The sequence below is a fragment of the Opitutia bacterium genome (assembly GCA_016217545.1).
Taxonomy (GTDB): Bacteria; Verrucomicrobiota; Verrucomicrobiia; order Opitutales; family Opitutaceae; genus Didemnitutus.
This window is the reverse complement of the sequence record JACRHT010000016.1, coordinates 682,721-702,461: the sequence shown is the minus strand read 5'-3', so window position 1 is coordinate 702,461 and position 19,741 is coordinate 682,721. Positions and strand designations below refer to the sequence as shown.

The following is a 19,741-nucleotide window of genomic DNA, read 5'->3' as shown; positions in this document are numbered from 1 at the left end:
GAGTGAGCGGGGATTTGTCCGGATTGCGCGACGCGAGTCAAGCCCTCCGGCGGCTCAATAGCGGGCGAGCGCCGGATCGACTTTGAGCGCCCACGCGTCGATGCCGCCGGCGACGTTGGTGACGTTTTCCCAGCCGGAGGCGCGCAGGAACTGGGTCACGCGCGCGCTGCGACCGCCGTGATGGCAGAGGATGAGCACCTGGCGATCTTGCGGGATTTCGGCGGCGCGCGCGGGGATTTCGCGAATCGAGATGTGCTTGCTGCCCGGGAGGTGGACGGCGGCGACTTCGTTGGGTTCGCGGACGTCGATCAGCAGCGTGCCCGCGGCAAATAGCTGGGCGGCGGTGGCGACGTCAGTTTCGAGAGGGAACGGCATGGGACGGCGAAACTGGGTGAAGACCCCGGAAAGGCAAACCCAGTTCGCCGTTGACGGAGTGGGGCGGCCCGGAATCGTGGGGAATCCTATGCCCGCACGTTACGTCGTGATCATGGCTGGTGGCCGCGGTGAGCGCTTCTGGCCCGCCAGCCGACACAGCACACCCAAACATCTCCTCCCGATCGTCGGCGAGACGCCGATGCTCACGCAGACCGTGGATCGCGTGCTGGGCGTCGCGCCGAAGGAGAACATCTTCGTCATCACCACCCAGGCGCAACTCGCCGGGGTGCGCGCGGCGTGCCCGCAATTGCCGGCGGAAAACCTCGTGGCCGAGCCCATGGGGCGCGACACGGCGGCGGCGACGGGCCTCGCGGCGTTGCTGGTGAAGCAGCGCGACCCGCAGGCCGCGTTTGCGATGTTGCCGGCGGACCACGTCATCCACGACGTGCGCGAATACCAGTCGCTGCTGAACGTGGCGTTTGCCGCCGCCGAGAGCGCCGATGTGCTCGTGACGCTCGGCATCAAGCCGACGGAGCCGGCGACGGGCTTCGGCTACATCGAGCAGGCGGGGCCGTGGAAAAATGTGGCTGGGCGCGAGGTCATGGCCGTGAAGCGCTTCGTCGAGAAGCCCGACCTCGCGACTGCGCAGAACTATGTTTCGTCCGGACGCTACTTCTGGAACGCCGGCATGTTTGTCTGGCGCGTGCCGGTGGTTGAAGCCGGACTGAAGGCGCACGCCCCGGAGCTGCACGCCGGTCTCGCGGCGATGGAGCAGGCGGCGGCGAAGGGCGGTTGGACGGCCGCGCTCGCGGCGGGTTATCCGAGTCTGAAGAAAATCTCCGTCGACTACGCGCTGATGGAGAAATCGACCAACGTCGTCGTCGTGCCGGCGACGTTCGATTGGGACGACGTCGGCGCCTGGCCGGCGGTCGCGAACCATTTTCCGAAGGACACCGCGGGCAACGTGCTGCGCGGGCTCGCGGTGGTCGAGGACGGCGCGGGCAACATCGTCGTCTCGCGCGACGGACACCTGACTGCCGTGGTGGGCGCGAGCGACTTGATCGTCGTCAGCACCGGCGATGCCACGCTGGTTTGCCCGAAGGAGAAGGCGCAGGAGATCAAGGCGCTCCTCAAACGGCTCGAGGCCGACGCGGAGAAGAAGAAGTTCCTCTGAGAAGAAACCACGAATGAACACGAATGGACACGAATACGCGCTGCGGGCGTGCGCTCGGTTGAGCTTCGCGGCGATGCGTGTTCCCTCGTGGTGAGTCCCTGAGTGCTCATGCGCTATCTCGGCATCGACTACGGCGCGAAACGGATCGGACTCGCTCACGGCGACGAGATCGGGGTCGCGACGCCATTGCCGGCGGTGATCGAGCCGGCGGGCGATGCGCGCTGGGCCAAGCTCGGCGAGGTGATCAAGGCGCGGCGCATCACGGACCTCGTCGTCGGTTATCCCTACAACATGGACGGGTCGGTCGGCTTTAAGGCGAAGGAGGTGGACGCGTTCGTCGCCGAGCTGAAGGCGCGCTTCGCGCTGCCGGTGCATCTCGTGGACGAGACGCTGACGAGCTACGCGGCCGAATCATCTATCAAGAAAAAGGACCGTCGCGGGGTGCGCGACAGCGGGCTGATCGACTCGCGCGCAGCGACGATCATCTTGCAGGACTTCCTCGATCAGCAGAATCCGCCGCTCGCGCCGACGGAGTGAGAATGGGGCTTGGGGTAGGGCGGGACCGCTGGGCCCGCCGAGAAGATGATGCCGCTCGCGCGGCGGGCCCAGCGGTCCCGCCCTACCGCACGCACCGCGGCTCTCCCCGACATCAGCTCACGAACTCCAGCCCAGGCACGCTACTCAGTTCGGCAAGCGTCTCGACGACACGGTCGTGATGGCGGCGCAATTTCGCGGCGGAGTGGTGGCCGGCGGCGACGAGCACGCAATCGACGCCAAGCTCGCGCGCCACTTCGCCGTCGTGCACGGTGTCGCCGATCAAGACGACTTCGGATGCGGGAACGCCGAGGCGCGCGAGTTGTCGGCGGCCGAGTTCGAGTTTGCTGTGAGCGTAGATGTTATCGAGGCCGGCCAGTTCGCGGAAGTGAGCGGTGAGTTCGAAGTGCGCGATGATCTCGCACAGCGTCTCGTGGCGGTAGGCGGAGAGCACGGATTGCGTGCGACCGGCCCGCTGGATCGCAGCGAGGGTCGGGCGCGTGCCGGAGTGCAGGGCGCACTCGAGGCGGCGCGCGTCGTAGCCGGTGATGAATTCGACGCTGAGGCTGTGGAAGTCGTCTTTCGCGGCATCGAAGCCGAGCCGCGAGTAGTAGAGTTGCACCGGGAAATCGAAGACGTCGTGGTAGCGCGCGCGGTCGAGCAGGGGCAGGCCGCGTGTTCGCAGCAGCGTGTTCATGACGCCGATGCTGTAGTCGCAGTCGTCGAGCAACGTGCCGTTCCAGTCCCAAATGATGTGCCGGTAGCTTTTCGCCATGAATGGGGCGGGAGGCTTGCGGCGCGCGGTCCGGCCCGCAAGCTCGGTCGCGATGTCATCGTCCGCTCCAACTCCCGCGCGCTGGAAGTGCGTCGTCGCCTATGATGGCGGCGCATTCGACGGGTGGCAGAGTCAGGAAAGCGGCAACACGATCCAGGACGTGCTCGAGCGGCGGCTGGCGGCGATTTTCAAGACCGAGCTGCGGTTGCACGGCAGCGGCCGCACCGACGCCGGCGTGCACGCGCTCGGGCAGGTTTTTCACTTCGACGCCGTGTGGCCGCACGTCGCGGAGAAACTGCGGCTGGCGCTCCAGGCCACGCTTCCGAAGAGCATTCAAATCGTCAGCGTGCGGAAGGCGTCGGCGAGTTTCCACGCGCGCTTTTCGGCCAAGGGAAAGGTGTATCGCTATCACGTTTTTCTCGGCGAAGCGGATCCGTTCACGACCAATTATCGGTGGTCGTTCGACCGGCCGTTGGACTTTGCGGCGATGGAGCGCGCGGCGAAGGTGTTGCGCGGCAAGCAGGATTTCTGGGCGTTTTCCGGCGAGAACGACCGCACCTACGAGACGACCGTGCGCGACCTCCGGCGACTGGAAGTCCGCCGGCGCGGGCGCGAGCTGACCTTCACCTTCGAGGCGGACGGGTTTCTCTACAAGATGGTGCGCAGTCTCACCGGTGCGCTGATCAATGTCGGCATCGGCAAGCTCACGCCCGAGGACATCGCGGAGCTGATCCGCACCCGGCGGCGCATTCCGACGGTGGTGACCGCGCCGCCGCAGGGGTTGTTTCTGGTGAAGGTGAAATACTGAGCGCGCGATGAACGCATCCCTGCAGCACGCCTGGCGCGCCGCGCGCGATGTGGTTTTCCCGCCGACCTGTGTGAGTTGCCTCGCAGTGGTGGAGCAGGAGGACGGACATTTCTTGCGGCACGTGTGTGCGAAGTGCGCGCAGCAGATGCACGTGGTCGGGCCGCCGCATTGCACCACGTGTGGGCATCCTTTCTTCGGCGAGGCCGCGGTAAATCGGCTGTGCGAACACTGCGAGGCGCTCGTGCCGAACTTCGGGGAGGGCAAGACGGCGATTCTGTTGAAGGGCCCGGGGCGCGCCGTCGTGCACGCGTTGAAATACCACCAAGGCCTGCACGTGCTCGAGGACATCGTCGTGTTGATGCGTCGCGCGCCGGGCTACACTGATTTCGTGCGCGGCCGCACGATCGTGCCTGTGCCGTTGCACACGCGGAAACTGCGCGAGCGCGGCTACAATCAGAGCCGTTTGCTCGCGGAATGCGCGCTGCAAGCGGTTGATGGCGAGGCGCGGATCGAGGAGTTGCTGGTGCGCGTCGTGGACACGGTTTCGCAGACGCAATTCGACCGCGCGACGCGCCAGCAGAACCTGAAAAATGCCTTTGCCTTGGCTCCCGGCGCAGTCATAACCCCCGGCCATCATTACCTTCTCATCGATGACGTTTTCACCACGGGTTCCACGCTCAACGCCTGCGCCGCAGTCCTGCGGGATGCAGGTGCGTTGAACCTCGACGTCGTCACGTTCGGTCACGGCTGATTTCCGCCCATGGCTCATTTCTCGAAACCCAAACTGGCCACGCCCAAGAAGAAGAAGAACATCCCGGAGGGCTTGTGGACCAAGTGCCCGCTCTCCGGTGAAATCATCTTCAACAAGGAACTCGAGGCGAACCTGATGGTCGTGCCGAAGAGCGGTTACCATTTCCCGATCGGTTCGCGCGCGCGCATCGCCGGGCTGGTCGACGAGGGGACGTTTCAGGAGTTCGACGCGGGCGTGAAGTCGGCCGATCCGCTGAAGTTCGTCGACTCCGCCACGTATCCCGACCGCATCAAGAAATACGAGAAGGAGAGTGGATTGCCCGAGGCCGTCATTTGCGGCACGGCGAAGATCCACGGCATCCCGGTATCGCTCGCGGTGATGGATTTCCGTTTCTGCGGCGGCGCGATGGGCGCGGCGGTGGGTGAGAAAATCACTCGCGCGATCGAGCGGGCGGCGAAGCAGAAGTGCCCGTGCATCATCGTCAGCGCCTCCGGCGGCGCGCGCATGCAGGAAGGCATCTACTCGCTCATGCAGATGGCAAAGACCAGCGCGGCGCTCGGCCGACTGGCGGAGGCCAAGCTGCCGTTCATCTCGGTGCTCACGCACCCGACGACCGGCGGCGTCACGGCGAGTTTCGCGACGCTCGGCGACGTGATCATCGCGGAACCGGGCGCGCTCATCGGCTTTGCCGGCGCCCGCGTGATCAAGGAAACGACGAAGCAGACGCTGCCGCCGGGTTTCCAGACCGCGGAATTCCTCCTCAAGCACGGCCTCGTCGACCAGATCGTGCCGCGCACCGAGATGCGCGATCGTCTGCGCGATATCCTTCAGGCGCTCTTTCTGAAAAAGAAGACGCGCGCCAGCGCTACGGCGAAGGCGCCCGAGGTCGCGTCCGCCGCGACCTGATTCCCGGGACATCCGCGATGCCGTCGCAGCCTCCGCGTTTCGCCGACTACACGGCGGCCACGGACTATCTTTACGCGCTGAAAACCGCGGGCGTGAAATTCGGCGTGGACCGCATGCGTGGCCTGGCGGAGGCGCTTGCTCATCCGGAACGCAATTATCCGGTCGTCCACATCGCGGGCACAAATGGCAAAGGCTCGGTCTCCGCGATGGTGGAATCGGTCCTGCGCCACGCCGGCTACCAGACCGGACTCTATACTTCGCCGCATCTGGTGAAGCTGGGCGAGCGGGTGCAGGTGAACCGCCGCATTCTCTCGGAGGACGAGATTGTTCGTTACGTGAACGAGCTCGCGCCGGTCGCTGAAAAGCTCGGTGCGGCTGGGCCGGACGATCACCCGAGTTTCTTCGAGTTCATGACGGCGATGGCGTTCCTCCAATTCGCGCGCGAGCGCGTGGACGCCGCCGTGGTCGAAGTCGGATTGGGCGGTCGTTTGGATGCGACGAATGTGGTGGAACCTGAGGTCGCGGTCATCACCTCGATTGGTTTCGATCACATGGAGCAGCTCGGGGACTCCCTCGCGCAGATCGCCACCGAGAAGGCCGGCATTGTGAAGGCCGGTCGGCCGCTCGTGCTCGGGCGTTTGCCGGAGCAAGCGGAGGCGGTCATTCGCGCAATCGCGCACGAGCGCGGCGCTCCCGTGAGTTCGGTGCGGGAGATATTCGGCGAGGATATCGCGCGCTATCCCCGGTCGAACCTTGAAGGCGACTACCAACGCTGGAACGCGGCCACGGCGACGCTGGTGGCGCGACTTCTGGCGGCGAGATTTCCGCGGATCGACGACGCGGCAATCGCCCGTGGCCTCGGACAGGTTTCCTGGACCGGCCGCTGGGAACGCACGACGATCGGCGGGCGACCGCTCATTCTCGACGCGTCGCATAATCCGGAAGGCGCGGCGGTGCTCGCGGCCAATCTGGCGCGGTTGGTGGCGGAAACCGGCCGACGCCCGATCGTCGTTACGGGCGCGCTGGGCGAGTTCCGCGCGCGCGCCTTGTTTGAGGTGATTTCTCGTTATGCGGCTGAGGTTTACCTGATTCCGCCGCACCAGGCGCGCGCGTGTAGCTATGACGAACTCGAGCGCTTCGCCGGGCCGCAGCTGGCGGGACGTCTGCATCGCGCGACAATCGAGTCCGTCTTTCCCGCCGCGGATCGGTGTGCATTGGGAGGCGACGAAGATATCATAGTGGTTACAGGCTCGATTTATTTGCTCGGCGAAGTGCTGTCCCGGATTTCGCCCGGCCGGGGGTGTGGTGAGGGAAAACTGCAGGACTTCTAGGGGTTCACGGCTGCTTTATTGACCCTTGCTGTAGCGGAGTCGGTCTGCAATGTCCTGCCATATGGTTACCGATAAACTCAAGAAACTGCAGGAATATCAGCGCCAGATGTCCAAATTGGAGAAGGAGCTGGCTGGCTTTAATCGCAAGTTGCTCGGCCTGCCGGGCAAGTTTGGCTTCAAGTCGATGGACGCGTTCATCGACGCGTTGCGCAGCGCCGCGAAGACCGGTGGTGCGAAGGCCGCGAAAACCACCGGCAACACGGGTCGCAAGCCGCGCGCGAAGATCACTCCCGAAACGAAAAAGGAGTTGAAGGCGCTCGTGCAGGCCGGGAAGACCGGCGGCGAAATCGCCAAGGCGCTCAATATCTCCCTGCCCAGCGTGCAGAACATCAAGAAGGAACTCGGCCTCGTGAAGGCGCGCAAGTAAGCGCGCGCGTTTCGCCAAAAATTCCCTATTTCCGAAGCCGCGCGGGCCAGCGCGGCTTTGTTATTTCAGCGCAATGAGGTCCGCGGTCGCGGGCACATCCTTGATGATTTGCGAGGGATGCGGACCGACACCGAGGTAGCGCAGGTTCGGCAGCGCGGCCGGCAGGCGATCTCCGTAGGCCACCGTGACTAGGCTGCGGACCATCGCGGCAGTGTAGAGCTGGGCCGCGCGCGGCAGGTCGCCGAAGCGGCGGACGCTCGAGATATCCTGCGTCCAACCGGCGTGTTTCTCGTAGATGGGACGGAGCGTCTTGCGCAGTGCCTCGTTGCGCGGGACGTGCGCGTAGCGTTTGCCCGCGGCGTCGGTGTAGGCGGTGCAGATCAACAATTCGTCGGCGCCGGTGAGCGCGTCGATTTTGTTGATCATCAGATCCTGATAGCCGCCGTAGCGGAGCGCGTCGCCCTTTTCCACGGCATCATACCAGCCGACCATGCGCTGCCGTCCGGTGGTGGTGCCGAACTCGATTTGCTTCAGGCGCTGGCAGGTGGGCAGCGCGTCGTCCATCTGCGTGATGAATGTGTGCGTGCCGACCTTGGTGTCGTAGGCTTTCGCCACCGCGAAGGTGTGGATCGGCTGCACGGGCACGCCGGCGCTTTCGAAAAACTCCGGAGTGAACGTGTGCGAAGCAGTGACGTTAGGCGAGAAGCCGTGGCGCTTGTCGAGCCAGTAGGCCTGGCCGAATTCGCCGACGATCGAGCGGCCGGCGGCGAGCTCGCGCAGGACGAGTTCGCGGACTTCGCCGATGTTGACGCGCAGGCGCTGGCCGGTTTCCCAATACACGCGCGCCAGTTCGTCGACGTTCAGCGTGAACGGCGTCGTGCCGCGGAAGCGCAGGAAATCGAAGTCGCTCTTGGCGAAGAGCCCCATCTCGACCGCCTCGGCGTTCGCGCGCTGTTCGGCGGCGGTGAGTTTCTCGAAAAAGCTGTCCCACGTCGCGGGCGAGACTTGGCAGACGTGCTGGATGGTGCGCAGCGCGCGGTCGGCGCGCGCCGCGATCTTGCGCTTGAAGAAATTCTCGCCGCCGAGGAAATCGGCGAAAGTGATCTGCCACTGCCCGGTCTCGTCCTGATAGGACGGCGTGATGCCGCGGCCAGTCGAGCCGCGCGGCTCCTCTTTCAGGACGTTCACGCGGTAGTCCTCCCACGCGAGGTCGAGCAGGCGGTGCGAAAGATCGGAAACCATCGCGCGCTCGTCGATGACGAGGCGGCTGAAGATCGCGTAGCCTTTCTGCTCGAGCGGCTGCGCCTCCCAGAGGATTTTGCGCGGATCGGCGACGACGCCGGCGCCGATGGCGAGGTGCGCGACGCTCTTCTCGACGACGCCGGCCGGGAGGAGGTTCAGCTTGATGCCGCCGGCGGTGTGGCCGGAGTTGGAGCCGCCGTTGACCTTGAACACAACGGAGACGGCGGCGGGAGTGTCGTGCAGCTCCTGCACGACCTCCGGGATGAGGCGGCCTTTGCCTTCGTCGCCGAAGGAAATGCCGACGTCCGCGATCAATTGGCTGCTAAACGGCGTGAGCGACATGCTGGGGAGGGCAGCCAGGAAGTGAGTCCCCAGTTGCCGAACAGCTAAAACGCGAGCGCGCTTCCCGTCGCAAGGCTAAACCCCTGTCGTGCGCGTCACCAACCGAGCGAAATTCCGCCACGGCGCACGCTCGACGCTCGGCGGCGCGAGGCGTAAACGGGAGGGATGCAGGCGGAGGTATTCACCGGCAACGAACAGGGATTCCAGGTCGTGGGACTGCGCACTCCGACCGCCGAACTCGCGATGGTGCCCGAGCTCGGCGGGCGCGTCATCGGCCTGCGCGGTCGCCGCAGCGGGCGCGAGTGGTGCTGGCATCGGCCCGACGTGCGTTGGTTGTGGCCGAGCGCGCCGGGTTCGGATTTCGGCGCGAGTCCGCAGGCGGGCATCGACGAGTGTGTGCCGAGCGTGGCCGCGTGTGAATGGCGGGGCCGCCGCGTGCCGGATCACGGAGAAGTTTGGTTTCAGAGCTGGTCGCTCGATGCGGCGGAACGCGCCGTCGGGCGACTGACTTCCACGGTCGACCTGCCGGTCACTCCGCTGCGTTTTCGTCGCACCGTCTCCGCCTTCGCGGAGGGATTTCGCTTCGATTACGCGCTAACGAACGTCGGTTCCGGCCCGGAGGAATATGTGTGGTGCGTGCATCCGCTGCTCACGATCGAGGAGGGAGATCGCTTGGAGCTGCCGGCCGAGGTGAGCGTGCTGCGGGTGAACGGCGGCATCGGCACCGGGCCGATCGCGCACGGCGAACTCTGGAACTACCCAGAACCGCAGCCGGGTTTTCGTCTCGATCGACTCGAGACGCCGGGCATGCCGCGCGGGTGCATCAAGGGCTTCGCGGGACCGTTGCGTGAGGGCCGCGCGGCGATCGCCAACGAGCGCAGCGGCGCGCGGCTCGAGCTGCGCTGGGACGTCGCGGCCGCGCCGATGCTCGGCCTGTGGCTGAACCGGGGACACGGTGGTATTCACCACGTCGCGCTGGAGCCGACGAATGGCGCGCCGGATTCGCTCGCGCAGGCGGTGAACGATTGGAAGCAGTTCGGCCTGCTCGCGCCGGGCGCAACCGCGCGCTGGTGGCTCGAGTGGCGGGTGGACTGAACGACTTCAGCGTCGCGAGCGGCGATCGCCGACGATGCGGAGCAGCGTGAGGACAGCCATTGCGGCGATGAAGCCGATGCCGGGCGCACCGCCGCCACCTCCACCGCTTCCACTCGGCGTCGGTGCCGGCGCAGCGATGGAGATGTTCGCCGTTGTGCTGGTCACGCTGCCGAGGACGTTGCTCACCGTGACGCTGTAGGCTCCGGTGTTGGCGTCCTGAATGTTGGCGAGTGAAAGCGAGGCTGACGTTGCCCCCGCGATCGCGTTGCCGTTGAGCGACCACTGGAAGCTGGGCGCAGGCGTGCCGCTGGCGGTCACGGAGAGCGTGGCGCTGCCGCCGCGCGTAACAGTAGCGCCCGAGGGCTGACGGCTGATCGACGGCGCCGCGCCGTCGTTGACCGCCGTGACCTTCGTCGATGCTTCCGCCGTGCCGTAGGCGGTGAAGATACGAATGATCAACGTCGTTTGTCCGTCTCGCGGCACATTGCGCCAAGTGGCGGTGGCGCTCGTCTCCGATTGGGAAACTTGGATGTCCGGTGCCGTTGGTGGGTGATCTCCAACGACGGCATAGCTGTATTCCCAAACCGCCGCGTTGGGGTAGGCCGCTGCGAAATCGAACGAGACCAGCGCCGTGCCGCCGCTGGGAACGAAGACTTCCGGCTGCGAGCGCGTGATGCGCGGGGCGGTCCCGGTGGTGCCGAGCGCGATCACGGCCGGCTCGGAAGTTTGGGTCAGTGTCCCGGCACTCGTGGAGATCAAGCATAGGTAAACGCCCACATCCTTCTCCTGCACATTCTGCAGCGTGAGTTTTAGCTTCGACGCGCCCGGAATCACCACGCCGTCTTTGAGCCATTGGCAGGATGGGTTGGAGATCGGGCCTTCGTCGGCGCCCTGATGATAGACGGCTTCAATTTCCAAATCGACCGACGTGCCGGGCGATACGCCGCGGCTGATCGGTTGACGGGTGATTCGTATCCATTCCGAGATCCACGGCACAGGTGGAGGGCTCTGTGGTGCGTTCGCCTGCGTCACGACGGCATCGAACAGAGACGCATCCGTTTTTCGCTCAATCGCGGATTCATACGCGCGCGCGACCAGCCGATAACCGATTCGGTCGTCGGCAGAGCTACCGCTTTGATCGCGGAGCCACTCCCCGGCGTTGCCGGCGGTGTCGTAGCAGCCGAGGGCGCTGATGTCGTGATGGTCTGATCCGACCGCATGAAGGGGCAAAAAGTCCTCAGACCGAGAGCGTTGGCTCCCGCGTGCAAGTGCGGCAAACTGCGCTGCCGTCGGCAGCGTCACGGCGCGGCCGGTGCCGGCCTCGATCCACGCGCAATAGGCGAGGGCGTCGGCGTGCGAGATGCCGGTCACGGGGAAATTGGCGGTGGCGGCCGGGCATTCGCGGCTGGCCCACGCGCGCGGCGTGGCGACGTCAGGGTTCGCGACGAGGAACGCGCTGTATTCGGCCTGCGTGACTTCGTAGATGCCGGCGAAGAAGGACGCGGTGCCGGTCGCCGCATCGGCGGGCACAAGTCTCATGCCGATGGGGACCGCAATCTCGCGACCGTCCGCGAGTCGCTGCGTTGTCATGGCGCGGTCGAGCGGCGCCGGAATCAGGTTGGCGTTCGCGTCGAGGGTGCGCCCGTCCGCACGAGCCAGCGCCGCGAGTTGCGCCGCGTCATCGGCGTTCGCGGACGACGGTCCAGCCGCGCCGGCAACGGCGACAACGGCTGAGATGCACGAGGAAAAAAGCGCCCGCAGGCACCGGAATGTGTTCATGGAAGGACGCGTTTCGTCCTGCTTGGCCCCGCCGGACTGCGCGTGGGAAATCTCTCGCGCCGCCGCCGCGCGGCGCAACGCGAAATTCCCCGGGGAGCGATCACGCGAGACGTTGAGCGCGCAGCGCGTTTCGTTGCGGCGTGTGAGCGAGCGGGCGCCGGCCGCGGAGTTGATCAGCCCTTGCGCGTCGCGACTTCGATCACGTCGTGCGGGGCGGCTTCTTTTTGGCCGGCCGGCGTTACGCGGACGTAGCGCGCTTTGGCGCGGAGGTCGGGGAGTGTCTTGGCGCCGAGATAGCCCATGCCGGATTGGACGCCGCCGATGAGGGTGTTGAGCACGTCGTCGACGGAGCCGGAAACTTCCTTGAGCGCCTCGATGCCTTCGGCGGCGACCTTGCGCACGGTGTCGTTCTTGTCGTGGCCGTAGCGCGCGGCGGAGCCGGCCTTCATCGCGGCGTGGCTGCCCATGCCGCGGTATTGCTTATAGAGCTTGCCGGAGATCTCCATGATTTCGCCGGGCGCCTCGCGGCAACCGGCGAGCAAGCCGCCGAGGATGACGGCGTCGGCGAGCGTGAGCGCCTTCACGATATCGCCGGACTTCGTGATGCCGCCGTCGGCGATGAGTTTGACGCCTTTCTTTGCGGCGCCGCGGCCGGCGACGTGGAGCGCGGTGAGTTGCGGGATGCCGACGCCGGCGACGACACGCGTCGTGCAAATCGAGCCGGGGCCCTGGCCAATCTTGATGGCGTTCGCGCCGCAATCGGCGAGGAACTCCACGCCGCTGCCGCTCGTGACGTTGCCGGCGATGATGGGCAGGGCGGGGAACGCGCCGCGGATGAGGCGCACGACGTCGCCCACACCGGCGGTGTGGCCGTGCGCGGTGGAAACGGCGACGCAGTCGACCGCCTCCTCGACGAGCGCGCCGACGTGGGCGATGACCTTGTCGCGGTCGAGCTCGCCGTTGGGCTTGCGGATCGGAGAGACGGCGGCGCCGACGACGAGGCGGAATTGCGAGTCGCGCGCAGGCTTGCGGCGGGACTTGGCTTCGGAAGTGATGCGTTCGACGTCGGAGCTGGTGACGAGGCCGCGGAGGCGGTCCTGAGTGTCGACAACGAGAATTTTGTGAATGCCGACGTGCTCGGTGAAGAACTTGTCCGCTTCCTTGATCGGGTCAGCGCCGAGCGCTTTTTCCTGCACCGTGACTAGCTGTTTGCGCGGCGTCATCACGTCCGCGACCTTCTTGGACTTGTAGCGCTCCTTGACGAGGTTGCCGGAGAGCAGGCCGGCGAGTTTGCCGCTTTCTTCAACGACGGGGAAGGTGCGGAAATCGAATCGACGCTGCTCGATCATTTGGAGCACGTCCGCGATGGTCGCGTCGGGCTGGACGGTGATCGGATCCTGGATGAGACCGTGCACGTGGCGCTTCACGCGCGCGACTTCCTTGATCTGGTCCTTGGCCGGGAGGTTGTAGTGAATGAGGCCGATGCCGCCGTTCAGCGCCATCGAGATCGCCATGCGAGACTCGGTGACGGTGTCCATGTCGGACGAGATGATCGGGATCTGCAGGCGCAGGCCGTCGGCGAGCGAGGTCGAGGTGTCTGCGTCCTTCGGCAGGATGTCGCTGAACAGCGTGGCGAGCGACACGTCGTCGTAGGTCAGCGCACTCGGAGCATGGGCGGCGAAAAATCGCTCGGCCGGCAGGTAGAAATCGGATTCGTCGGCAACAGACTTCGTCATGGTGTTGCCGTTAGCGAAATACTCCGGCCTGTCGGAACCTCAACGAGAAACTTTGCCAAGTGCGTCTTCGCCGTCTTCCTTGGCGGGGATGTCCCTGCGGTTCAATCATCGCGTGTATCGGCGCCCCTTGCGCACTCCGCTGCGCACGGCGCACGGGCTGTGGAGCGAGCGCGAGGGGATCCTGCTCCGGGCCGAGGGCGCGGACGGTGCCGTGCACTACGGCGAGGTGGCGCCGCTGCCGGATTTCGGCACGGAGACGCTGGCGGAAGCACGGGAGGCTTGCGCGCGTCTCGGTGACACGCTGACGGCGAGCGCGGTCTCGGACGTGCCGGAGCGGATGACGTGCGTGCGTTTCGCGCTGGCCGCGCTGCTCGCGCACGAGTTGCCGGCAAAACCAAACGGCGAGCGGTTGCCGGTGGCGGCGCTGCTTCCGGCGGGCAAGGCGGTGCTGGCGGCGCTCGAGGCGAAACTCGAGGCGGGTTTCCTCGCCTTCAAGTGGAAGGTCGGCGTGGCGCGCCCGGAGGAGGAGCTGCCGCTGCTCGACGATTTGCTCGCGCGACTTCCGAGCTACGCGAAGCTCCGGCTCGACGCCAACGGCGGCTGGTCGAACCGCGATGCGACGCGCTGGTTGGAGTTTTGCGCGGAGCGCCCGATCGAATTCGTCGAGCAACCGGTGATGAACGCCGATACGCTGCTCGGGCTCGCGACGGATTATCCAGTGAAGCTCGCGCTCGACGAGTCCGTCACGGGCCTCTCCGCCGCGCGCGAGTGGCAGGCGCGCGGCTGGCCGGGGGTGTTCGTGATCAAACCGGCGCTCGCCGGGCCGCTCGACGAACTCGTGGTGTGGGCGCACGAGACGAAACCCGATCTCGTGCTTTCGAGCGCGATCGAGTCGGCGCTGGCGCGCGCGCAAATCCTCCGCGCGGCGTTTGCCCAGAAGCTGACGGTGCGCCCGCTGGGCTTCGGCGTCGGTGAGATTTTCGGCGATCCGCTGTGGGACGGCCCGGCGGTGGGGCCGCTGCTCGACGCGTCGTGGGGCGCGCACGTGAATCCGGAGTCACTATGGAACGCCGCGAGCTAGCGCGTCTGCTCGGCGCGGAGTCGCCTTCGGCAGGGGAACGGGTGCTCATCGCGGCGCCGGACGCCGCGGCGTTTCGGGCGGAATTCGCGCGCGCGGCGGCCGGCGAGGGCGAAGTTTTCCTGGGCAACCCGGCGTGGAGCGCCGCGCAACGCGCGGCGTTCGAGCAGTTGCCGCTTGCGTCGAGAGAAAACACGAAGGCGCAACTCGGGCTCGGCTGGCTCATGATTCCGACGGGCGGCTCATCGGGACGGTTGAAGTTCGCGCGGCACGACAGCTACACCATCGCCGCGGCGGTGAAGGGCTTCACGCAACACTTCGGTCTCGCGCGCGTGAATGCGCTGGGGCTGCTGCCGCTTTACCACGTCAGCGGCTTCATGGCGTGGATGCGCTGTGCGACGACCGGGGGCGAATTCGTCCCGGGCAGCTGGAAGGAAATCGAAGCGGGTCTGCGGCCGGATTTGCCGGCGCGCGCAGACGGTTGGGTGCTGTCGCTCGTGCCGACGCAGCTCGAGCGGCTGTTGCGCGATCCCGCGGCGGCGGAATGGCTGCGCAGTTTCCGCATCGTGTTCCTCGGCGGCGCGCCGGCGTGGCCGGAGTTGCTCGAGCGCGCGGCCGAGGCTCGCGTGGCGCTGTCGCTCAGCTACGGCATGACCGAGACGGCGGCGATGGTCGCGGCGCTGCGGCCGGAGGAATTCGCGCGCGGCGAGCGCAGCTCGGGAACGGTGCTGCCGCATGCGCGCGTCGTGCTCGGTGAGGATGGCGCGATCTGCGTGAGCGGGCGTTCGCTTTTTCGCGGCTACTACCCCGACTGGCGGCACGAGCGGAAGATGTTCGAGACGGCGGATGTCGGGCGCTTCGACGGCGCGCGTCGCCTCCACGTGCTCGGGCGGAGGGATGCGGTCATCATTTCCGGTGGAGAGAAAGTGCAGCCGCTCGCGGTGGAGGCGGTGCTGAAATCCGCGACCGGGACCGCGCAACTCGCCGTCGTCGGCGTGCCGGATCGCGAGTGGGGCGAGCGCGTGGTGGCCGTTTACGCGGCGCACGCGGAGTTCGATCTCGAGCGGGCGCGAGCGGCGGCGCTGCGGGAGTTGTCGCCCGCGCAGCGTCCCAAGGACTACGTCGCTCTGTCGCGCTGGCCGCAGAGCGAAGCGGGGAAGCTGAACCGCGTGGAGCTTCGCGCTTTGGCCGAGACATCGCTTCTCGCTGGCGCGGGTCGGTCGTCTGCGTAGGTTTTCGGCTCCGAATTTCCACGATGAAGAAAGCCGAGATCGCCGCCGTCCTCACTGACATCGCCACGCTGCTCGAGTTGAAGGGCGAGAATCCGTTCAAGATTCGCGCGTATGCGAGCGGCGCGCGTCTGATCGAGTCGATGAGCGAGGAGGAAATCGCCGCGCGCGTCGCGGCCGGGACGCTCGATGAAGTCAAAGGCATCGGCGAGGCGCTCGCGCAAAAAGTCGGCGAGCTGCACGCAACGGGAAAGTTGGAGTTCCACGAGAAACTGAAGGCGTCGTTGCCGCCCGGTTTGGTGGAGCTGTTGGAAATTCCCGGCGTCGGGCCGAAGAAGATCAAGGCGCTGCACGAGCAGCTCGGCATCGACTCGATCGCGAAGCTCGAGGAAGGCTGCAAGGCCGGCAAGGTCGCGGCGCTGGCGGGTTTCGGCGATAAGACCCAGGCGAAGATTCTCGAGGGCATCGCCAACCGCGCCGCCTATGGAAAGCGACATGTCTGGCTGGAGGCCTGGGAGGTCGCGGAGCCGATTCTGGCCGGCCTGCGCGCACTGCCGCAGGTGGAGCAGGCGGAGCATGCGGGGAGCTTGCGGCGCCGGCTCGAGACGGTGGGCGATCTGGATTTTCTGGTCGCGACGCGGGAGCCGCAGCCGGTGGTGGATTGGTTCGTGAAGTTGCCCGTGGTGAAGGAGGTCACGGCGCACGGCGAGACGAAGGCCAGCGTGCGGCTGCACTCGGGCATCCAGGCGGATTTGCGGCTCGTGCCGCCGGAGCAGTTCGTGTTTGCGCTGCACCATTTCACCGGCTCGAAGGACCACAATGTCCAGATGCGCGGTCGCGCGTTGCAGCGCGGGCTGAGCATGAGCGAGTGGGGGCTCGTGCCGGCGGAAGGCGAGGGGACCGCGAAGCAGAAGGCGGAGGAGCGCGGGCGGAAGACCGAGATCAAGACGGAGGAGCAGCTGTTCCGCGCGCTGGGATTGAATTTCATTTCGCCGGAGCTGCGCGAAGGTCTCGGCGAGATCGAAGCCGCCGAAGCGGGGCCGCTGCCGCGGTTGCTCGAGGAGGGCGACTTGCGCGGCGTGTTTCACAACCACACCACCGAATCGGACGGGCACAACACGCTCGAGGAAATGGTCCGTGCGGCGCAGGAGCTCGGTTGGGATTATCTCGGCATCGCGGATCACTCGAAGGCCAGTTTCCAGGCGCGCGGCCTCGACGAGGCGCGGCTCGCGGCGCAGGTCGCGGCGATCCGTAAACTGAACACGGCGAAGAAATTCACGACGCACGTCTTCGCGGGCAGCGAGGTCGACATCCTGCCGGACGGGCGGCTCGACTTTCCGAACGAGGTGCTCGCGACGCTGGATTACGTGGTCGTGTCGGTGCACTCGTCGTTCAAGCAGGGCCGCGAGGAAATGACGGCGCGCATCATCCGTGCGATTGAGAATCCGCACGTGACGATGCTCGGCCACCTCACGGGCCGCATTCTGCTGGAGCGGCCGGGCTACGACGTCGACGCCGAGAAGGTCATCGACGCGGCGATCGCGAACGGCGTCATCATCGAACTCAACGCGAGTCCGTGGCGCCTCGACATGGATTGGCGGCTGTGGCGGCGCGCCGCGGCGCGCGGTTTGCTGACGAGCATCAATCCCGACGCGCACTCGACCGACCAGTTGCAGTGGTTCAAGGCCGGCGTCGCCGCCGCGCGGAAGGGCTGGCTGATACGCGAGCAGGTGATCAACACGCGTTCGCTGGCGGAAGTGCAGGCGTATCTGGTGGCGCGGCGCCGGTAGGGCTTCGGCACGAGATCTCTGCGGTTGCGCTGTCTTGCGTGCCGGCCGGCTGCGTTGCGCAGTCGCGGCGAGTCCACGGAAGGGCAGCGGCTCACGCGGGCTTGTAGTTGATTGCGGCGATGACCAAGCTGCGCGCGATGATCCACTTGGTCACCGGTGCGGCGGGTTTCATTGCCTCCCATGTCTGCGAGCAGCTTCTCGCGGCGGGGCACACCGTCGTCGGAGTGGACAACCTGAACGACTACTACGACCCACGCCTCAAGGATTACCGGCTCGCGCGGCTCCTCGGCGAAGCGGAGGGATTCGCGCCGGGCGCGGCGCGCCAGTCGCGCTACGCGGGGCGCGCGGTGCAGAAGGGGCGTTTTGTATTTCGCGCGCTCGATCTTGAGGACATGCCCGCGCTCAAGGCGTTGTTTGCCGAGTTCAAGTTCGATGCGGTCTTCAATTTGGCGGCGCGCGCCGGTGTGCGTTACAGCCTCGAGAACCCGCACGTCTATCTCTCCACCAACGCGCACGGCACGCTGAATGTCATGGAGGCGATGCGGCGGCACGGGGTGAAAAAGCAGGTGCTCGCCTCGACCTCGTCGCTCTACGCGGGGTGTCCGATGCCGTTCACCGAGGACCAGCCGGTCAACACGCCGCTCTCGCCTTACGCGGCGACCAAGAAGGCGGCGGAGGTGATGGCCTACACATATCACAAGCTCTACGGGATCGATACGACGGTGGTGCGTTACTTCACGGTGTTCGGGCCCGCGGGCCGGCCGGACATGGCGCCGTTCCGGTTCATCGAATGGATCGCGCGCGGCCAGCCGATCGAGCTTTTCGGCGATGGCACGCAGGCGCGCGATTTCACGTTCGTCGACGATATCGCGCGCGGCACCATCCTCGCGGCGCGGCCGGTCGGCTACGAGATCGTCAACCTCGGCGGCGGCAACAATCCCGTGAATCTGCACACGATCATCGGGTTCATCGAGTCTGCACTCGGGCGGAAAGCGACCCTCGCCGGCAAGCCGCCGCATGCCGCCGACATGAAGGAGACTTGGGCGGACATCGCGAAGGCGGACCGCCTTTTCGGCTGGAAGCCGCAGGTTTCGGTCGAGGAGGGTTTCCGTCGCACCGTGGCGTGGCACCGCGAACAGGCGGGTTGGCTGCGGGAAATTCAGCTTTGAGCCCAACCATGTCCGACGCGCTGCGCCGCCTCTATTCCGCCGATCCGAAAGCCGGCTATCTCACCGCCAAGGTTGAAATTGACGCTGCCGTCGCGCGCGTGTTCGACAGCGGCACTTACATCCACGGGCGCGAACTTGCGGCGTTCGAGACGGAATTCGCCGCGTGGCTCGGCGCGAGTGGTTGCGCGGGCGTGGCGAATGGCACCGACGCCATCGAACTCGCCCTGCGGGCCCTCGGCGTCGGTCCGGGCGACCGCGTTGCCACGGTGGCCAATACCGTCACTGCGACCGCCGCCGCGATCGTCGCCACCGGCGCCGAACCGGTCTTCGTCGAAATCGCGGCGGACACGATGCTGATGGACGCGGCGGCGCTCGCGGCGACGCTGCGCGCGGACACGGCGCGCGCCATCAAGGCGGTCGTGCCGGTCCATCTCTACGGTCAGGCGTGCGACATGCCGGCGATTCTGGCGCTGGCGCGGGAGCACGGCGCGAAGGTCGTGGAGGATTGCGCGCAGGCGCACGGTGCCGTGGTCGGCGGACGCCACGCGGGCACGTGGGGCGATCTCGCGGCGTTCAGTTTTTATCCGACCAAAAACCTCGGCGCGCTCGGCGATGGCGGCGCGGTGGTCGGCGGCGACGCCGCCGCGCTCGAACGCGTGCGTCTGCTCCGCCAATACGGCTGGCGCACGCGCTACGTGAGCGACGAGCACGGACGGAACAGCCGGCTCGACGAGTTGCAGGCGGCGATCCTGCGGGCGCGACTGCCGCGTCTCGCGGCGGAAAATGCCCAGCGCGCGCAGCTGGCGGCGGCTTACGTCGATTCGCTCGCAGGCGCCGCGGTTAGGTTGCCGTTCGTCGCGCCGGGGCGGGAGCACGTGTGGCATCAATTCGTCGTGCGCACGCCGCTGCGCGACGCGCTGCGCGGTGCGCTCGAGGCGCGGGGGATTTTCTGTGGCGTGCTTTATCCGGTGCCGATCCACCGGCAGCCCGGTTACGCGCAGGATGTTTCCCGGCCGGAAACGGAGCGCGCATGCACCGAGGTGCTCTCGCTGCCGTTGCACCCGGGCCTGTCGCTCGCGGATGTGGCGCGAGTGGCGTCGGCCGTTCGCGCGGCGCTCTGAGTTTCGCGCGGGAATTTCGGAGCGGAAACGGATTCAGGCTCGCGCTCGCGGCTCGCGGTGCTTTGTTCGCGCCATGAAA

18 protein-coding genes are annotated in these 19,741 nt (G+C 66.6%); 13 read left to right on the top strand and 5 right to left on the bottom strand.

What is annotated here, in order from left to right; all coding sequences use genetic code 11:
- Positions 1-54 precede the first annotated feature (54 nt).
- On the bottom strand, positions 55-375 hold the full coding sequence (locus HZA32_15265) for a sulfurtransferase (GenBank protein MBI5425438.1): 321 nt from the start codon (positions 373-375) through the stop codon (positions 55-57).
- Positions 376-463: 88 nt separating this feature from the next.
- Between HZA32_15265 and HZA32_15260 the strand changes: the two genes are divergently transcribed.
- Together HZA32_15260 and ruvX are read left to right on the top strand one after the other, a co-directional pair.
- Positions 464-1,549, top strand: a complete 1,086-nt coding sequence (locus HZA32_15260; GenBank protein ID MBI5425437.1) for a mannose-1-phosphate guanylyltransferase — start codon at positions 464-466, stop codon at positions 1,547-1,549.
- A gap of 108 nt (positions 1,550-1,657) precedes the next feature.
- Positions 1,658-2,086, top strand: coding sequence for a Holliday junction resolvase RuvX (gene ruvX, locus HZA32_15255; protein MBI5425436.1), 429 nt, complete (start codon positions 1,658-1,660; stop codon positions 2,084-2,086).
- A 112-nt stretch (positions 2,087-2,198) separates the two neighbouring features.
- Here ruvX and HZA32_15250 read toward each other — a convergent pair whose 3' ends face one another.
- Positions 2,199-2,858 (bottom strand): HAD family hydrolase, encoded by a 660-nt coding sequence (locus tag HZA32_15250; protein ID MBI5425435.1) that lies wholly within the window; start codon positions 2,856-2,858, stop codon positions 2,199-2,201.
- Between the two features lie 52 nt (positions 2,859-2,910).
- On the opposite strand from HZA32_15250, the gene truA reads away from it, so the two are divergent.
- The 5 genes from truA (at position 2,911) to HZA32_15225 (ending at position 7,081) form a co-directional block, all read left to right on the top strand.
- Entirely contained in the window at positions 2,911-3,666 is a 756-nt protein-coding gene (gene truA, locus HZA32_15245) for a tRNA pseudouridine(38-40) synthase TruA (protein MBI5425434.1), read from the top strand.
- A gap of 7 nt (positions 3,667-3,673) precedes the next feature.
- Positions 3,674-4,417, top strand: a complete 744-nt coding sequence (locus HZA32_15240; GenBank protein MBI5425433.1) for a ComF family protein — start codon at positions 3,674-3,676, stop codon at positions 4,415-4,417.
- Positions 4,418-4,426: 9 nt separating this feature from the next.
- Entirely contained in the window at positions 4,427-5,323 is an 897-nt protein-coding gene (locus HZA32_15235; GenBank protein ID MBI5425432.1) for an acetyl-CoA carboxylase carboxyltransferase subunit beta, read from the top strand.
- Positions 5,324-5,340: 17 nt separating this feature from the next.
- The gene (locus HZA32_15230) at positions 5,341-6,654 is read left to right on the top strand and encodes a bifunctional folylpolyglutamate synthase/dihydrofolate synthase (protein ID MBI5425431.1); all 1,314 of its coding nucleotides are present in this window, start codon (positions 5,341-5,343) and stop codon (positions 6,652-6,654) included.
- Positions 6,655-6,715: 61 nt separating this feature from the next.
- Positions 6,716-7,081, top strand: a complete 366-nt coding sequence (locus tag HZA32_15225) for a helix-turn-helix domain-containing protein (protein MBI5425430.1) — start codon at positions 6,716-6,718, stop codon at positions 7,079-7,081.
- A 60-nt stretch (positions 7,082-7,141) separates the two neighbouring features.
- On the opposite strand, the gene HZA32_15220 is transcribed toward HZA32_15225, so the two are convergent.
- Positions 7,142-8,665, bottom strand: a complete 1,524-nt coding sequence (locus HZA32_15220; protein MBI5425429.1) for an adenylosuccinate synthetase — start codon at positions 8,663-8,665, stop codon at positions 7,142-7,144.
- 165 nt (positions 8,666-8,830) lie between these two features.
- Between HZA32_15220 and HZA32_15215 the strand changes: the two genes are divergently transcribed.
- Positions 8,831-9,760: a hypothetical protein gene (locus HZA32_15215; protein MBI5425428.1), complete on the top strand. Its 930-nt coding sequence runs from the start codon at positions 8,831-8,833 to the stop codon at positions 9,758-9,760.
- Between the two features lie 6 nt (positions 9,761-9,766).
- Here the strand turns inward: HZA32_15215 and HZA32_15210 are convergent, their stop codons facing one another.
- Together HZA32_15210 and HZA32_15205 are read right to left on the bottom strand one after the other, a co-directional pair.
- The gene (locus HZA32_15210; protein ID MBI5425427.1) at positions 9,767-11,539 is read right to left on the bottom strand and encodes an immunoglobulin domain-containing protein; all 1,773 of its coding nucleotides are present in this window, start codon (positions 11,537-11,539) and stop codon (positions 9,767-9,769) included.
- 173 nt (positions 11,540-11,712) lie between these two features.
- Positions 11,713-13,275 (bottom strand): IMP dehydrogenase, encoded by a 1,563-nt coding sequence (locus HZA32_15205; protein MBI5425426.1) that lies wholly within the window; start codon positions 13,273-13,275, stop codon positions 11,713-11,715.
- A gap of 88 nt (positions 13,276-13,363) precedes the next feature.
- On the opposite strand from HZA32_15205, the gene HZA32_15200 reads away from it, so the two are divergent.
- The 5 genes from HZA32_15200 (at position 13,364) to HZA32_15180 (ending at position 19,662) form a co-directional block, all read left to right on the top strand.
- Positions 13,364-14,356, top strand: a complete 993-nt coding sequence (locus tag HZA32_15200) for an o-succinylbenzoate synthase (GenBank protein MBI5425425.1) — start codon at positions 13,364-13,366, stop codon at positions 14,354-14,356.
- Positions 14,338-15,585, top strand: a complete 1,248-nt coding sequence (locus HZA32_15195) for an AMP-binding protein (GenBank protein MBI5425424.1) — start codon at positions 14,338-14,340, stop codon at positions 15,583-15,585. Before HZA32_15200 ends, HZA32_15195 begins: the two co-directional genes overlap by 19 nt.
- A 23-nt stretch (positions 15,586-15,608) precedes the next feature.
- On the top strand, positions 15,609-17,372 hold the full coding sequence (gene polX / locus HZA32_15190) for a DNA polymerase/3'-5' exonuclease PolX (protein ID MBI5425423.1): 1,764 nt from the start codon (positions 15,609-15,611) through the stop codon (positions 17,370-17,372).
- 137 nt (positions 17,373-17,509) lie between these two features.
- Entirely contained in the window at positions 17,510-18,541 is a 1,032-nt protein-coding gene (locus tag HZA32_15185; GenBank protein ID MBI5425422.1) for an NAD-dependent epimerase/dehydratase family protein, read from the top strand.
- A gap of 8 nt (positions 18,542-18,549) precedes the next feature.
- Entirely contained in the window at positions 18,550-19,662 is a 1,113-nt protein-coding gene (locus HZA32_15180) for a DegT/DnrJ/EryC1/StrS family aminotransferase (protein ID MBI5425421.1), read from the top strand.
- The last annotated feature ends 79 nt before the right edge of the window (positions 19,663-19,741 follow it).

Coding starts and splice junctions, on each gene's coding strand:
- HZA32_15265 (MBI5425438.1), bottom strand. CDS start 375: ATGCCGTTCCCTCTCGAAACTGACGTCGCCACCGCCGCCCAGCTATTT.
- HZA32_15260 (MBI5425437.1), top strand. CDS start 464: ATGCCCGCACGTTACGTCGTGATCATGGCTGGTGGCCGCGGTGAGCGC.
- ruvX (MBI5425436.1), top strand. CDS start 1,658: ATGCGCTATCTCGGCATCGACTACGGCGCGAAACGGATCGGACTCGCT.
- HZA32_15250 (MBI5425435.1), bottom strand. CDS start 2,858: ATGGCGAAAAGCTACCGGCACATCATTTGGGACTGGAACGGCACGTTG.
- truA (MBI5425434.1), top strand. CDS start 2,911: ATGTCATCGTCCGCTCCAACTCCCGCGCGCTGGAAGTGCGTCGTCGCC.
- HZA32_15240 (MBI5425433.1), top strand. CDS start 3,674: ATGAACGCATCCCTGCAGCACGCCTGGCGCGCCGCGCGCGATGTGGTT.
- HZA32_15235 (MBI5425432.1), top strand. CDS start 4,427: ATGGCTCATTTCTCGAAACCCAAACTGGCCACGCCCAAGAAGAAGAAG.
- HZA32_15230 (MBI5425431.1), top strand. CDS start 5,341: ATGCCGTCGCAGCCTCCGCGTTTCGCCGACTACACGGCGGCCACGGAC.
- HZA32_15225 (MBI5425430.1), top strand. CDS start 6,716: ATGGTTACCGATAAACTCAAGAAACTGCAGGAATATCAGCGCCAGATG.
- HZA32_15220 (MBI5425429.1), bottom strand. CDS start 8,665: ATGTCGCTCACGCCGTTTAGCAGCCAATTGATCGCGGACGTCGGCATT.
- HZA32_15215 (MBI5425428.1), top strand. CDS start 8,831: ATGCAGGCGGAGGTATTCACCGGCAACGAACAGGGATTCCAGGTCGTG.
- HZA32_15210 (MBI5425427.1), bottom strand. CDS start 11,539: ATGAACACATTCCGGTGCCTGCGGGCGCTTTTTTCCTCGTGCATCTCA.
- HZA32_15205 (MBI5425426.1), bottom strand. CDS start 13,275: ATGACGAAGTCTGTTGCCGACGAATCCGATTTCTACCTGCCGGCCGAG.
- HZA32_15200 (MBI5425425.1), top strand. CDS start 13,364: ATGTCCCTGCGGTTCAATCATCGCGTGTATCGGCGCCCCTTGCGCACT.
- HZA32_15195 (MBI5425424.1), top strand. CDS start 14,338: ATGGAACGCCGCGAGCTAGCGCGTCTGCTCGGCGCGGAGTCGCCTTCG.
- polX (MBI5425423.1), top strand. CDS start 15,609: ATGAAGAAAGCCGAGATCGCCGCCGTCCTCACTGACATCGCCACGCTG.
- HZA32_15185 (MBI5425422.1), top strand. CDS start 17,510: ATGATCCACTTGGTCACCGGTGCGGCGGGTTTCATTGCCTCCCATGTC.
- HZA32_15180 (MBI5425421.1), top strand. CDS start 18,550: ATGTCCGACGCGCTGCGCCGCCTCTATTCCGCCGATCCGAAAGCCGGC.